The sequence below is a fragment of the Veillonella parvula genome (assembly GCF_048309325.1).
Lineage (GTDB): Bacteria > Bacillota > Negativicutes > Veillonellales > Veillonellaceae > Veillonella > Veillonella parvula_T.
The window spans coordinates 489,299-504,055 of sequence record NZ_DBFBTX010000005.1 but is presented as its reverse complement, the minus strand read 5'-3'; the positions used below and the strand labels follow the sequence as shown (position 1 = coordinate 504,055).

The window sequence follows — 14,757 nt, the reverse complement described above, 5'->3', positions numbered from 1 at the left end:
ATCAATTCATCTTTAATAGGTGGTTTGTTTTATTCACCCTTAGCAATACGATCTAAGAGTTCAATATAGCTTTGTTTATTTAATGCTGGTGTAAAGTTGTCTAATACATCTTTAGCACCTGCTGCGTCATCGTACAGTAAGTCTACGATTGTCATAGCCAATGCTTGTGCTGTTTTAATGTACGCTACATCAGGTACAGAGATTTCATATTCCGCACTGTGTAGTACACCACTGATACAGCCTACCCAAGGATGGATAACAGGCATCAAGTGAGATACGTCACCCATATCGGTACTTGCTGTCATATGTTCGCCTTGGAATACATTTTCCTCACCAAATAGTGGATTAGAGTTTTGCCGTAACATTTCATTCATACGAGCATCGTTTCTCATCGGTAAGTAACCTGGCAAATCCTTAATTACGCAAGTGGCCCCTACTGCATCGCCGCCAGCCTTTAACGCGCGGTTTACACGGCGGTTGCCATCTACGATAGCGTCGATATTGGAGGCACGTACGTAGCTTTCAACTTGAACATAATCAGGCACACAGTTAACCAATGTACCACCTTGGTTAATGATCGGATGGAATCTGAAATAGTCGCTTTCTTTGAAAGTTTCACGAATAGAGTTAACCCCCATAACGCCCATCAAGGCAGCATTAAGAGCATTAATACCTTCGTGAGGTGCAGCAGCTGCATGAGCTACTTTACCATGGTATTCGATCAATTTAGCTACAAAACCATTTGATGTACTACCTAGGCCCATTTCCCCTGCCGGAGTTTTAGCAGTTTCCACGTGCATTTGCATAGCCATGTCTATATCGTCAAAAGCACCTTCATAAATGAGTTGTTGTTTACCACCCATATATTTAATCTTGCCTTGTTCACGCAATTTATTGCGATAATCAACTTCGATCATTTCCTCTGCTGGAACAGCAAATAGAACTACATCGCCACCGAGTTCATCCATTACAGATTGCAAGCCCATTGCTACGGCGAACATATTTGTAATTTGAATATTGTGTCCACAGCAATGTGCTGCCCCCGTTAAATCATCAGCACGAGGATGACGCGGACAAAGAATGGCATCTAGTTCACCAATCATAGCAACTGTATATTTACTATCTTTGCCTTTCATGCGACCTTTTACGCCAGTAAGAGCGTGTTCAGTAGTATAAGGAATGCCGATCTCATCAAACATATCCCGTACTTTCTTAGATGTCTTTACCTCTTTGTAACCGAGTTCAGGCTCAGCCATAATGGACTCAGCTATTTCACATAAACGTGGTTGTGCCGCAACGATAGCCTCACAAACCCTTTGTTTTACTTCTTCCTTTGTCATACGGCTAATCAGCTCCTAAATTAAACCTTCTAAATGAAGTACGAATTGTGCTAATGCTGTTGCACAGATAAAAGTACCTGCTGTTACTGCTAAGGCAACAGGGATAATACGCCAAGATAAGCGACGGAATGCACCAAGGTCTTTACCTAAGGATAAACCTGCATAAGCAAGTACAGGTGTTGTTGTTGCAAGGAACGTAACTTGGCTAGTTTTAGCAATAATCCATTCTTGGCCAGGCATGCCTGGTAAAGATGCAACAACACCAACTAAGGAAACCCAGAATACCATAGGTAATTTATTCGCATATGGTAAAAAAGAAATCATAGCACCGATTGTAGCAAGGCCTGCTAAAATTGCAACCCCTACCAAGCTATCACTAAATAGATGTTTACCATCCATTACGTTACCTACTGCAGTAATGATAGCAGCAATACAGATAACGATGACAAATTGTGTTATTTTTTCACTTTTACTCATGACGTGCTGCCTCCTCTGCTAAATCTTGTTCACGGGTACGGCCAGTAAAGAAGTTATAAGCTTTTTCCATTACTGGTAAGGAAATAAATAGACCGAAGTATACGCCTAATACTGTAGTCAACAAGTTTGCAGCCCCTGCAAGAGCCATTATTTGTTGTTCAAACTCTGGATATACTGCGACGATTGGCGCTGTAGCAGCCGCCATCATACTAGCACTACCTACGCCAGCGCCCATAGCAAGTGCTAAAGGATGGAACCAACCAGATTGAGCTAACATACCTGCTAATACGGAGGACCACATAGCACCGATAAGAACGCCACAGATATACATGCCCATAACGCCACGGCCTTCTGGAGAGCTAAACCCAAATTTGTCGATGATGATCGCTACATTTGGCTCACGATCTACAGAGTAACAAGCACCTACGGCTTCGCGGCGCATGCCAACTAACAATGCTACTGGCAAACCAAAGATAATTGTACCGAAGAAATGACCTAATTCTTGTAATAATAATGCCCAACCCGCGCTTGTAAGAATACCGAGATTAGGACCGATACCAAGACCTACTTTTACCATCAAGATCATAACGGCAATACCGATATAATCAGCGGATTTTTCCATTTGTTTAATGGTTAGAATCTTAAACTTAGGAATAGAAATTAATAAACCTAGAATCAATGTGTACAATAATGGTAACAATACAACAGGACCTAGCTTCTTGATGCCCACATATTCAGCGACTACAGTTAATACGAGCGCTAGAAAGTGGATTTTGAGATTACCCAAAAGCTGCATAATGACCTCCCATAAAAATATATAATATAAATATTATTTAATTATATATAATCTGTATTTATAGAGTCAACTTCATATGTCATCTATGTGTAGAACCATCCATTTTATACTTAAAGATAACTTTAATACCCTCATAATACTTCATTAAGTAAGTATTTATAACTAATTTTTTTAATAAAAGAATATTATGCTTTGAAATTTAATTGACCAAGTCATTATATAAAATAATAAACCACCTACTAAAAATAGGTGGTTTATTATTTTATTCTTGAAGCACAATCTAATAGTTCAATATACTGATGCAAATTAAGCTTTCACTACAACAGATACGCCATCAGGAATAACTGTAATACTTGCATCTTTAGTTTTTAATTCCAAAGCCTTATTCAATGCTTCATCAAATGTGCTAGCATGTTGCAAATGCATATCTGTAAGCATTTTAGGATCACATTGGTCTGTCACAACGATAACTGTAAATTGATCTAGAATACGAGCCAAGATTTGCATTTCCCATTGGTCTGGAATTGTTTCATTACGAGGAACCTTAGCAATGCGGTCTAGTAATTCACGAGGTGTTTTTGCATTTTTAAGGTTTTCATATAGAGATTCTCCACCATGACCATCATTACAAGCAGCAATCATGATAATAACACCATCTTTTTTACAGGATGCTTCAGCAGCAGTCATACCTTTTACAGCTTGATATACGTTTTGGTCTAAAGGATAACCACCATTTGTAGTGATAACGATGTCTGCTGGAACAGCTTTCACACTGGCTAATTCAGACACAAAAGAACAGCCTGTTTCATGAGCTTGTTCCATATCACCAGCAAATGCATTGATAATATGTTTTTTAGCATCGATGACAACATTTAAAATAAATGCTAATTTTGCAGTACGTCCAGCGTATACCATATCCTTATGAATTGGGTTTTTCTCGATAATACCTGTACGAGCATAGGGGCTGTTGATAAATTCGGCACAGTGATTTGCCATTACAGTTACTTCGGAAGCAATACCTGGTAATACGCTTTTTCTACCGCCAGAGAAACCCGCAAAGAAATGTGGTTCAATAAAACCTTCAGAAATTAATAGGTCAGTTTCTACAGCTAGTTTATTGATGATGCAGTCCCCACCGGATGGCAACACGCCGATTTTAGTCATTTGGCTAGCATCGCCAGAGATATGGTTTACAATCTTTTCATTGGCTACAATTTCAGGACCGAATTTATCTATCATTTCTTCATGTGTAGTAGGGCGATGAAAACCAGTAGCTAATAAAATGGTAATATCGATGGATGGATTGGCTTCACGAATACGTCGAAGTAAAATTGGCATCGTAATTTTACTAGGCACTGGACGCGTATGATCACTTGTGATGATGACCATGTTGGATTTACCCTTAACCAATTCTTCCAAGCGTTGGCTGCCGATAGGGTTATCTAGCGCATGTTCTACCAATGCTTCTTGTGAAAGCTCTGCCTTATATGAATGTGCTTTAGATTCTAATACACCTGCTATATTTTGATTAGGAATATTGATTTCTACAAAGCCTTTAGCATAGGGTACATTAAATGTTTTCATGAGAATCACTCCTTAACTAAAACTATCAAACTATAAATAACCTGCTACGACAAATCAATCCTCCTTATTACGCAATTGTCGTTTAAGGTCTAATAAACTCATATCATTACAATTAGCAATAGCAGCGAGCGAATCATATTCATATTTATGTTTCACCACACCAAAACCATAGCTTTTTTTGAAAGCAAGTGTATGCCCTTCCCATTCTATATCTCCTGTAGACCGGTTCAAAATATATCGATCACAGCGATGGTACCGAATACCAAGGCTTGTAGTATGCTTAAAGATTAAATCTCTTAAATTGTCGATATCGTCTACCTTACAAAGGACAGTCAGCATCGTGCCAGGTCGTTGTTTTTTCATCATAATCGGTGTGGTAAATACATCTAAGGCTGATGAAAGAACTAACTGTTCTACTGCATAGCCAATTTCTTCTGGCGTCATGTCGTCGAGATTGCAAGACAGTTCAATGATTGTATCCTTTGAATCATGTAAAAGTTCTACAAAGGCACGAATGCAATTTGGTCTCTCAAATTGTTTCGTGCCAAACCCATAAGATACCTTTGCTGGTGTCATAACAGGCATATTACTATACGATGTGCCAAAATACTGTGCTAATGCAGCACCTGTAGGAGTGCACAGCTCACCTTTAATCTGATAATCTGCATATATCGGTATACCAGCTAATAATTCCATTGTTGCTGGTGCTGGTACAGGTAGTTCTCCATGAGCACAGTGAACAGTTCCAGTTCCTACATGTATAGGAGAGATGATAATCTCATTAAACTTCAATTCCTCTATGAGTACACAAACGGCCACAATATCTGCAATAGCATCGAGCATACCTAACTCGTGGAAATGAATTTGTGTCACCGTTGATTTATGAACCTTAGCCTCCGCTTGTGCTACCAAATTATATACATTTATGGCATTCTGTTTACACGTATCAGAAATAGATAAACTATTAATTATATCCCTTACATCTTGTAATCCTCGGCCATGCACATGCTGTTCGCTATGTACATGATGCTCCGAATGTTCTCCGTCCCCATGTGTCTCACTATGTTTGATATGTTCATGATAAGAATCATGATGATTATGATGCTCATCATGATTTTCAGATTCTTCTATACCATTAATGGTAACAGCTACCCGATAGCCTTGTAATCCCGTATCTTCTTTCGGTATTAGTATATAGGTAACATCAGGCAATCCTATTTGATTAAGCCTTTCTATCCACATTTTAGAGTCATCTACTAAACCGAGTAATGTAGCGGTCAGCATGTCGCCTGCAATACCCATTTGGCAATCTAAAAATAATCGTTTCATTTACTTTCACCTATATGATTAATCATATTCGCCGTATAAGCAGCACCAAACCCATTGTCTATATTGACAACAGTAACACCGCTAGCACAGGAATTGAGCATAGATAATAATGCCGTTACGCCCCCAAAGGCCGTTCCATAGCCTACACTAGTCGGCACAGCAATGACAGGTACATCCACGAGGCCACCAACTACACTAGCTAAGGCCCCTTCCATACCCGCAATAACAACGATAACCTTAGCAGTCATGATGGTATCTAAATGTTGTAACAATCGATGAATGCCCGCTACACCTACATCATAAATTCGATTGACCCTATTACCGTAAAACTCAGCCGTAATAGCACATTCTTCAGCTACTTTATAATCACTTGTACCGCCAGTAACAATAGCTATACTAGATTCTGTTTTCTTCGTAGGCATGTCACCAATATACCCAATATGAGCATCCTTAATATATATCAATGAGTGTTGTTTTTGAATCTCTGCGGCCACATCAGCTGCTAAGCGTGTAATCAATATGTGACCTTGCCCGTTGGACTGCATGGAGGAGATAATACCCACGATTTGTTCACTAGTTTTACCAGCACCATATATAACCTCTGGCACACCTTGGCGCAATTGACGATGTAAATCAACGTTTGCATACCCTAAATCATCTATAGGCTTCATCTTTAGCTTTAATAAGGCGGCATCCACATCTACCTGTCTATTTTTTACTTGCTCTAAAAGAGTTCTAATGTTTTCACTCATGAACGCACCTCTAAATCTAATACAACATCATCAAACATAGATTTTAAATATGTGAGAATCTCTATCCTATTTTTAATAACAATAGCAATTTGATTTTCAGGAACTTGAATTTTAGCATTGTTTCCTATCAAACGAATACGAAAATCTGATAAATCTAAGGAGAATAAATATTTTTCTGCTAGTTCGATATGTTCTAAATCATGACTAGTTATGCGTTGTCCCGCTTGAAATCTAGTAGCTAAGCAAGCATAGGATGGCTTATTCCAAGTAAATAAATTAGCCTGTTGGGCTAATTTGCGAATCACAGATTTTGTTAAGCCACAGTCTCGCAATGGCGACTTAACATATAGCTCAGCTATGGCTCTCATACCAGGGCGATCATCTATATCATCACTTGCATTAGTTCCATCGCATATTACGGTAAATCCATCGCGTTTAGCATATTCACCTATCGTTGTGAACACATGATGTTTGCAGTAATAACAACGATTGTCTGAATTACTCGTTACATCATCATGTGCAAGCACATCTATATCTATGATTTCTAAGGAAATATCTATAAATTCTGCAATTCTCTTGGCATCATTTAATTCAAATTGTGGCACAAACTGAGATTTCACAGTATATGCCTTGCATGGAGTACCAGATTGTTTGGCTGCATATGCTAAGTAGGATGAATCCACTCCGCCTGACAAGGCAACTGCTATATTACCAAGACTCGTTAAATACTTTACCAAATTCATAACTTATGTAACCTTTATTATTTTTCTATACTCTATAGTATTCTATATAAAAAATAAAAATAGAGTCTCAAACAAAGACTCTATCAACACAGATTCTTATAGATTCAATTAAACAACTAACTTATGTATGTAGTATAAACTTTTTGAATTAATATTTCTAACTCATAAATAAGATAAATGTGGATGTATCAAATTGCTTTTTTTCTATATAAGAAAACCACCTGACTTAAAAAGATTTGTAAGACCTTTATTAGACAAGTGGTTTAATATTAAGAAAAAAATATTATAAGCAAAAGACATATTAATTCTTTTAATATATATATTAAATCTTTATATACTCATCAAAAATTTAACACTTTGTAACGGCTTACCTATTTCTTGTTCACAGTAAGAAAATAATAATTTTTCTAGTTCCTTCCATATTGTTTTCGGAAGTTCTAAAGGCGTATCTTCACCCCACTGGTAAGCTAGAATCTGAGGCAGTGCAGCTTTTACAGAAGGAGAAATAGTGAGATTTGTTGTTTCTTTCACCTGCATCCAGAATGGCTCGATACCATCTTGATGGGTAAACGCATTAGCACTTGGCACAATACCGGCAAGAGATAATAGTTGCCATCCAAGCATTATCGTTCCTAGCTGTACATTGCGACGTCGAATTTGCTTGGAGTAATTTACTACCGTATCAAAGACTTTACGATCTACGTCATACATGGCAAATAACTCTTGAATGAGCTCGCTCGCTACCGCTGCATAGGCAATATTATCGAGGTTTACATCTAAGGATTCCACTACATAGGAGCCATCAATTTGCGTAACATTTACATATTCTCCATCGGGTACGACTGTAATATACATGGCACTAAATGGACGTAAATAGGAGCTGTTGCGCATCGTCATCATTCGCTTATGTGGAATCGATGCTTTAATAAGTCCCAAGCTAGGTGTAATAAACGTAAATACGGAATACAACTTATACTTTTTTCGACTTATGACGATGGCTGGCGTATTAAAACCACCATTAAGCTTCTTCATTTTCTTCTTCCGTTGGTTCCTCTACTGGTATAGGTGTTACTTTAATGCGAGAGATACGATAGCCTTGCATTTGAGTAACTTCAAAGGTGTAACCATGAGCATCCACCATATCACCTACGATTGGTGTACGTTCTAATAAACCAAAGACATAGCCACCAATTGTATCAGAATCAGAATTATCAATTTCAATATTCATAATTTCTTCTACTTCGTCTACGAGGACCTTGCCATCAAACTCAAAAGAACCATCTGCATAGGACATCGTAGCTGGTAAATGCGGCTCATGCTCGTCTTGTATATCTCCAACTAGCTCTTCTATAATATCTTCTAAGCCTACAAGACCTACCATGCCACCATATTCATCTACTACTACAGCTAGATATATACGGCGCGTTCTCATATATTGCAACAAGGTAGATAATTTCATTACCTCTGGAACAGTAAGAATATCTCGTTTAATATTGCGCAAATCCTTACGGGCTTGATTAGGGCGTTCCATTAAATCTTTAATATGAACGAGGCCAATAATGTGGTCCTTATCCTCTACACAGAGTGGATAACGTGTATGTACTTTAGAGCGGATAACCTTCATCGCTTCATCGTAACCATCTTCAACGAATACGCAGTCTACATCTTGACGAGGCACCATAACCTCTTTCGCCATGCGATCTACGAAGTTAAAGACATTATCGATTAACTCAGACTCTACTTGGTCCAATTGCCCTTCCTCGTGGCTTCGAGAAATCATCATGCGAATTTCTTCTTCTGAGTACACAAGGTCAAGCTCTGTTAAATATTTTGTTTTGTAAAAGCCTAAAATAACATTGGAGATTTTACTAGCAATCCAAATAAATGGATACACCAATTTACCTGCAGCCACGACGATACGGCTATAGGTATTTACATATTTTGTAGGGAAGGATAGGCCCAATGCTTTAGGTACAATTTCACCAAAAATTAGGACGATTAAGCTAATTAATAGTAATAGAATAATATCTAACACTAAATGCATCCAAGTACTGTGAATATTAAGAACCGCCACTATACGATCAACAATATTATCGAATACAAAAGTACCTGTGCCTGCAAGGGCCAAGATAAAGAATAGAATCAAAAACTGTGTAGTATTTAAAAAATACTCAGGATTTTGATAAAGCTTTAATAAAAATTCTCTATCCTTCTCCAAGAGGATGTCCATATCCTCTACATGTTCTTTACGAAGGCGTGCAAAGGAGAACTTTGCAACCACAAAAAAGTTAATTAAAAAAATACATAACAGACCAAACCCTATGGGTAACAGGCCATCTACACTATCCATCTTTATTCCTTTCATATGAATATGGAAACACTTATTTCTTTTTATTATATCAAATTATTTTCTATAACCAAGTTCAGATAACATACCAGATTTATTTCGCCAATCTTTTTTTACTTTAACCCAAAGGTCCAAGTACACCTTTGTAGCTAATAGCTTTTGAATGTCTGCGCGCGCTTCAGCGCCAAGTTGTTTTAATAAAGCACCTTTTTTACCGATAATAATACCCTTTTGAGAGTCTCTTTCACAGTAGATTGTAGCGCGGATATAGGTAGTACCGTCATCACGTGTTTTCATTTCATCTACGTCTACAGCGATAGCATGAGGAATCTCATCTCGTGTAGCTAACAAGATTTTTTCACGAATGATATCGGAAATAATAAGGCGTTCCGGTTGATCCGTAATCATATCCTCTGGGAAATATTGTGGACCTTCCGGCAAGGTTTCCTCTAGAACCTTAAGAATTTCAGATAAGTTCTCTTTATCTTTTGCAGAAATAGGAATGACCCCTGCAAAAGGATATGCATCTTGATAAGAAACGATTGCTTCTAAAAGCTCTTCTTTTTTAAGTGTATCAATTTTGTTGACCACTAAAAATACGGGAACTTTTACTCGTTTTAATTGTTCAATAATGAAGTTATCCCCAGGGCCACGTTTTTCATTGCCTGCTACAACAAATAAAACAGCTTCCGTTTCTTTTAAAGACTCGATAGCAGCATCTACCATGAATTCGCCTAACTTATGTTTTGGCTTATGAACGCCTGGTGTATCCATAAATACGATTTGTTTGGATTCATCCGTATATACGCAGATGATACGGTTGCGAGTCGTTTGAGCCTTATCGGATACGATAGCAATCTTATCACCAATTAAAGCATTAATTAATGTAGATTTACCAACATTTGGGCGACCTACAACGGCTACAAAGCCTGATTTAAAATGTTCCTTGTTATTCATTATATGGTGCATCCTCCCGCACATAACCGAGATTACCTAGGATAAATTCTTCCTCTGTGCGCATCTCTTTTTTTTCTTCGTCGTTCATATGGTCATAGCCTAAGATATGTAAACAGCTATGAGTCGTCAAGTATGCTAACTCACGCTCAAAACTATGTCCATATTCGATAGCCTGCTCACGAGTTCTCTCCAAGGATATAATCATATCCCCTAGTAAATGATGTTCCTCTTCACTACCTTCGTAATCGTCCCCCTCATTAAGAGCAAAGGACAATACATCTGTAGGTCTATCGATACCGCGATATTCTTTATTAAGTTCATGAATCTTTGCATTATCACACAGCAAAATACTCATTTCATCTTCTTCGAGACCATATACGCGACTCACTTCGTCACAAACCTTACGGATAATGGCCTCTATATTAGAATCCTCTTCAATTCCTTCATCATAGCTAATATGTATGTACATAGTTACCCTTTCGCTACATTCTCTGTAGGTGCTTCAGTCGTTGTAGTTTCACCCACTAATTTACGCTCATGGTACGCATCGTATGCTTTTACAATGCGACCTACTAAGTCATGACGAACTACGTCTTGATCGCTAAAGTACACCATATTTATACCCGGCACATGACGCAATACCTTTTCAGCCTCGCCAAGGCCAGACACAACACGTGGAGGCAAGTCAATTTGTGTCTTATCACCGTTGACTACCATTTTAGAATTGTTACCTAGACGAGTTAGGAACATTTTCATCTGCTCTGCCGTTGTATTTTGAGCCTCATCGAGAATGACGAAGGCATTTTCCAATGTACGGCCACGCATATACGCTAGTGGTGCTACCTCGATAGTACCACGTTCCATAAAGCGTTGTACTTGCTCGATACCAAACATTTCGTGTAATGCATCATAGAGGGGTCTCAAATACGGGTCTACCTTGTCTTGTAATTCACCCGGTAAGAAACCTAATCGTTCACCAGCCTCTACGGCAGGTCGAGTCAAAATGATTTTATCCACATTACGGTTTTTCAAATAGAATGCAGCTAAAGCTACCGCCAAGAACGTTTTCCCTGTACCAGCAGGACCAATACCAAAAGTAATGGTATTTTTACGAATGCTGTCTACATAGTATTTTTGGCCTTCCGTTTTAGGCGTAATATTTTTGCCACGCATATTAACAGATAAGGTATCTTCAAACATATTATGTACAGCATCAGCCTTACCATTAGCGACAAGTTTAGCCGCAATACGCACCTGAGACTCAGTTATGGTACTACCTTCACGATAAAGAAATACTAATTCTTCTAGAGTACGATAGAGGGCATTGACTTGATTCTCATCACCCTTGATAACTACCGTATCACCTCGAGCTACTACATCGGCGGAGATGACTTCAAGCATCATATGTAAATATCGATTATGTTGACCTAGTATGGATTGTGCTAGGTCATATGTAGGAAATGTAAATATTTGTTCGCTCATACAACCTCCTAATCTATAAATTTACGAACTGCTTTACCATTTAGGTAATCACAGAGATCACCTTGATGAGCATCTAGTTCGTCTAGTTTATCATCAATTAAATCTTGTACGCGCCACCAACCCATGGACCAGTTTGTAAAAAGCGTATTATCTTCAGGCGCTCTACCTACAAGACGCTGTAAAACAATGTCAGGGTGTAAATGACGTACAAAATTAACAACCCGATCAGCATATTCTTCAGCACTGATTAAGGTGAACTGACCTTCTTGATACCACTTGGCCATCAATGTATTTTTAACGATATACAACGCATGTAATTTAACTTGATCTACACCAAGGGCTGACAAAATGCGAGCCCCTTCAATAGTATCCTTCATGGTATCCCATGGTAAATTAACTATCATATGAGTTGTTATGTTAAATCCATAGCGCTTAATCCGTAATACGGCATCAATAAACTGGGCTAAATCATGACCACGATTAATTTTCTCTAATGTATCATAGTTAACCGTTTGAAGACCTAGCTCAATATAGATATCCTTATGAAAGCAATCCCTAATATCAGCTAATATTTCAAGATATTCATCAGCAATACAATCGGGTCTTGTTGCAATAGCAATGCCCACGGCTTCATCGATACAACCTTGTTCAATATAACTTTTAAAATCATCAAGATTCAAATAGGTATTACTAAAGTTTTGATAATAAGGGATGAACTTCTTTGCTTTATATTTAGGGCCTATGTGAGCAATATTTTCCTCTAATTGCATGCGTACAGTCATCCAGGCAGGACGATTTTCGTAGCCCGCACCGATTTCACCACAGAAGGTGCAGCCTCCAACACCAGCCGAACCATCTCTGTTAGGACAGGTCAAAGGTAGTGCTACAGGTAATTTATAAACCTTTTCCCCATATGTTTCTTTATAATATTTAGATACCATGCGATATCGTTTTGGTCTCGTTGTATCGGTCATAACACTCCTATTAAACTAACCAATCATCGCTTATTATGTAATATTTCAACTATCATATATTCTCTAATCTTTTGATTAAAAAAATTAGATAAACTATTTTTATATTACTAACAAGCCTCTATTTCAGGACGTATAAAAGGTTTTACCTCTTTATTTACGTCGATTACAACTGTAAAAGGTACATTTGGTACATTCTCTATACCTAACACTTTAGCCGTGTCCTTAGACATAGGCATTTCTACATATTGTTGGCGAATTTTGCGCCACTCTTTAAATGTATAGTTTGGAATATATTGAGATGCAATTTCTTCATTGCGCCAGAATGCTTCCCCTTCTTGTAAAAGTTCTTTTGTCTGCTTCGGTAAACCAACAGCTTCACTGCGAACCTTACCGCGATAACTAACGAGTGTATCATATTGTAATAACTCGGCAGCCACTGTATCGCCTTTAGCTAGAAAGAAATTGTATAAAAACTCAATTTGATCAATATCTTTTAAATTAATCTTATGATTACCCGCATCGAGCCAAGCCTGTGTCATGTCACAGAAATAGGAAAAGGCATCTTTTTTTATCTCCACTTTAGATGGATCGTACTTTTCCATAGGTGGTACATGATTAGTAGTTAATCTATCCTCACCAGTTATAGATGTATCAGTATGTTCCTTTATGAGCTTACTACCAATATAACCAAACACAGTTCTAAATCGTTCGCTATTATAGAAGCGTTCAAAGACATCTTCAAAGTGTTTTAAAAAGCGTATGTCTCTATAAGGGAGCACGTGAGTGCTTAGTACTTCATATGGCGCTAAAGGATCACTAATATATTGATACTCATCCATGCGACGTACACCAGATCCTTTTAAAAGTTTCAAGAACCCTATTTGTAATGCATGAGGTTGTAAACTAAAAAGATCATTAAAGGATAAACCAAATCGCTGTTTATTCTCATAAGGCAAGCCTACGATTAAATCCATGTGTACATGAGTTCGACCTGCTTCAATGATAGGACGAATAGCCTTTTGAATATACGGCCAATCATTATATCGATTAATAGCATCCAAGGTTTTCTTATGTGTACTTTGAACCCCTACCTCAATTTGAATACGGCCTGGTGGTGTTTCACAGAGAATATTTGTCTCCCATTTCGTCATTAGCTCTGGTTCCATTTCTAGATGGAAATTCGTCTCCGTATCAGCATCGCGCATAAATTCCATCAATGGACGATGATGCTTCGGTGCACAGTTAAAGGTTCTATCAACAAATTTAACTTGTTTTACCTGATGATCGATAAACCACTGTAGTTCTTTGAGTGTTCTTTCTTGCGGGAAAAAGCGAACTGTATTTTTATTGCCAGATAAACAGTACTGACAAGAGAATGGGCACCCTCGAGAGGATTCATAGTAGATGATTTTATGTTCTAAATCTATCATATCCTCTTCTACATATGGGAATGGTATAGTACTCAGATCTTTTACCTCTACCGTATCAGTAGAGCCCAGGAGTCGGCCAGAAATGTGGCGACCACGTACGCCAGGAATCTGCTCTTCTAAGCCATCCTTGCCAGCGATTAGTGCACTAATAAGTTGATAAAAAGCTTCTTCCCCCTCACCTTGTACGACATAGTCCACAGCAGCACAACGATTTAAGATTTCATCGGCTGTGAAAGACACCTCAGGCCCACCTAAAATAATTTTAATATCTGGTCGCACAGCTTTCACCATGTCTACTATATGTAAAGTCATCTCAATATTCCAGATATAGCAAGCAAAGCCCAGTACATCTATATTTCGCTCTGTAATATCGCCAAGAATATGTAAAACAGGCATATTAATAGTATATTCTACTATATCGTATGCCTGTCCGTGAGCCTGCCCATACGCTTTAAGATAACGTAAAGCCAGAGAAGAATGTATAAATTTTGAGTTTAATGTGGATAAAACTACGTTCATAGGTCCCCTTTAAATCATCGAATGGCT

General features: G+C 38.1%; 14 protein-coding genes. All 14 read right to left on the bottom strand.

Translation table 11 applies throughout. The annotated features are described in order from the left end of the window. Positions 1–29: 29 nt before the first annotated feature. The gene (locus ACMKPP_RS07155) at positions 30–1,349 is read right to left on the bottom strand and encodes an amidohydrolase (RefSeq protein ID WP_418369625.1); all 1,320 of its coding nucleotides are present in this window, start codon (positions 1,347–1,349) and stop codon (positions 30–32) included. Between the two features lie 6 nt (positions 1,350–1,355). Next, positions 1,356–1,817, bottom strand: coding sequence for a hypothetical protein (locus tag ACMKPP_RS07150; RefSeq protein WP_418369541.1), 462 nt, complete (start codon positions 1,815–1,817; stop codon positions 1,356–1,358). Next, entirely contained in the window at positions 1,810–2,613 is an 804-nt protein-coding gene (locus ACMKPP_RS07145; protein ID WP_302498032.1) for a DUF3100 domain-containing protein, read from the bottom strand. The genes ACMKPP_RS07150 and ACMKPP_RS07145 overlap by 8 nt, the downstream gene beginning before the upstream one ends. 306 nt (positions 2,614–2,919) lie before the next feature. Continuing rightward, entirely contained in the window at positions 2,920–4,197 is a 1,278-nt protein-coding gene (gene larA / locus ACMKPP_RS07140) for a nickel-dependent lactate racemase (RefSeq protein WP_418369540.1), read from the bottom strand. A gap of 54 nt (positions 4,198–4,251) precedes the next feature. Then, positions 4,252–5,526 (bottom strand): nickel pincer cofactor biosynthesis protein LarC, encoded by a 1,275-nt coding sequence (gene larC / locus ACMKPP_RS07135; RefSeq protein ID WP_418369539.1) that lies wholly within the window; start codon positions 5,524–5,526, stop codon positions 4,252–4,254. Continuing rightward, entirely contained in the window at positions 5,523–6,278 is a 756-nt protein-coding gene (larB, locus tag ACMKPP_RS07130; protein WP_418369538.1) for a nickel pincer cofactor biosynthesis protein LarB, read from the bottom strand. Before larB ends, larC begins: the two co-directional genes overlap by 4 nt. After that, complete coding sequence (gene larE, locus ACMKPP_RS07125) at positions 6,275–7,021, bottom strand: ATP-dependent sacrificial sulfur transferase LarE (protein WP_418369537.1); 747 nt, start codon at positions 7,019–7,021, stop codon at positions 6,275–6,277. Before larE ends, larB begins: the two co-directional genes overlap by 4 nt. 330 nt (positions 7,022–7,351) lie before the next feature. Then, positions 7,352–8,053 carry a DNA repair protein RecO gene (gene recO / locus ACMKPP_RS07120; RefSeq protein ID WP_418369536.1) on the bottom strand — a complete coding sequence of 234 codons (702 nt, stop codon included), beginning with the start codon at positions 8,051–8,053 and terminating at the stop codon, positions 7,352–7,354. Further along, a complete protein-coding gene (locus ACMKPP_RS07115) occupies positions 8,040–9,371 on the bottom strand; it encodes a hemolysin family protein (protein ID WP_418369535.1) in 1,332 nt (443 codons plus the stop codon). Before ACMKPP_RS07115 ends, recO begins: the two co-directional genes overlap by 14 nt. Positions 9,372–9,425: 54 nt before the next feature. After that, complete coding sequence (era, locus tag ACMKPP_RS07110; protein ID WP_418369534.1) at positions 9,426–10,325, bottom strand: GTPase Era; 900 nt, start codon at positions 10,323–10,325, stop codon at positions 9,426–9,428. Continuing rightward, on the bottom strand, positions 10,318–10,794 hold the full coding sequence (ybeY, locus tag ACMKPP_RS07105) for an rRNA maturation RNase YbeY (protein WP_012864418.1): 477 nt from the start codon (positions 10,792–10,794) through the stop codon (positions 10,318–10,320). The genes era and ybeY overlap by 8 nt, the downstream gene beginning before the upstream one ends. Before the next feature lie 2 nt (positions 10,795–10,796). Next, positions 10,797–11,807: a PhoH family protein gene (locus tag ACMKPP_RS07100; protein WP_287529433.1), complete on the bottom strand. Its 1,011-nt coding sequence runs from the start codon at positions 11,805–11,807 to the stop codon at positions 10,797–10,799. An 8-nt stretch (positions 11,808–11,815) separates the two neighbouring features. Continuing rightward, positions 11,816–12,781, bottom strand: coding sequence for a tRNA modification radical SAM protein MnmL/YtqA (mnmL, locus tag ACMKPP_RS07095; RefSeq protein ID WP_155086207.1), 966 nt, complete (start codon positions 12,779–12,781; stop codon positions 11,816–11,818). 107 nt (positions 12,782–12,888) lie between these two features. Beyond that, complete coding sequence (locus ACMKPP_RS07090) at positions 12,889–14,730, bottom strand: B12-binding domain-containing radical SAM protein (protein ID WP_418369533.1); 1,842 nt, start codon at positions 14,728–14,730, stop codon at positions 12,889–12,891. Positions 14,731–14,757: the final 27 nt, after the last annotated feature.

Bases quoted from the DNA above. Each gene is read 5' to 3' on its own strand.
- ACMKPP_RS07150 (WP_418369541.1), bottom strand. From the start codon at position 1,817: ATGAGTAAAAGTGAAAAAATAACACAATTTGTCATCGTTATCTGTATT.
- ACMKPP_RS07145 (WP_302498032.1), bottom strand. From the start codon at position 2,613: ATGCAGCTTTTGGGTAATCTCAAAATCCACTTTCTAGCGCTCGTATTA.
- larA (WP_418369540.1), bottom strand. From the start codon at position 4,197: ATGAAAACATTTAATGTACCCTATGCTAAAGGCTTTGTAGAAATCAAT.
- larC (WP_418369539.1), bottom strand. From the start codon at position 5,526: ATGAAACGATTATTTTTAGATTGCCAAATGGGTATTGCAGGCGACATG.
- larB (WP_418369538.1), bottom strand. From the start codon at position 6,278: ATGAGTGAAAACATTAGAACTCTTTTAGAGCAAGTAAAAAATAGACAG.
- larE (WP_418369537.1), bottom strand. From the start codon at position 7,021: ATGAATTTGGTAAAGTATTTAACGAGTCTTGGTAATATAGCAGTTGCC.
- recO (WP_418369536.1), bottom strand. From the start codon at position 8,053: ATGAAGAAGCTTAATGGTGGTTTTAATACGCCAGCCATCGTCATAAGT.
- ACMKPP_RS07115 (WP_418369535.1), bottom strand. From the start codon at position 9,371: ATGGATAGTGTAGATGGCCTGTTACCCATAGGGTTTGGTCTGTTATGT.
- era (WP_418369534.1), bottom strand. From the start codon at position 10,325: ATGAATAACAAGGAACATTTTAAATCAGGCTTTGTAGCCGTTGTAGGT.
- ybeY (WP_012864418.1), bottom strand. From the start codon at position 10,794: ATGTACATACATATTAGCTATGATGAAGGAATTGAAGAGGATTCTAAT.
- ACMKPP_RS07100 (WP_287529433.1), bottom strand. From the start codon at position 11,807: ATGAGCGAACAAATATTTACATTTCCTACATATGACCTAGCACAATCC.
- mnmL (WP_155086207.1), bottom strand. From the start codon at position 12,781: ATGACCGATACAACGAGACCAAAACGATATCGCATGGTATCTAAATAT.
- ACMKPP_RS07090 (WP_418369533.1), bottom strand. From the start codon at position 14,730: ATGAACGTAGTTTTATCCACATTAAACTCAAAATTTATACATTCTTCT.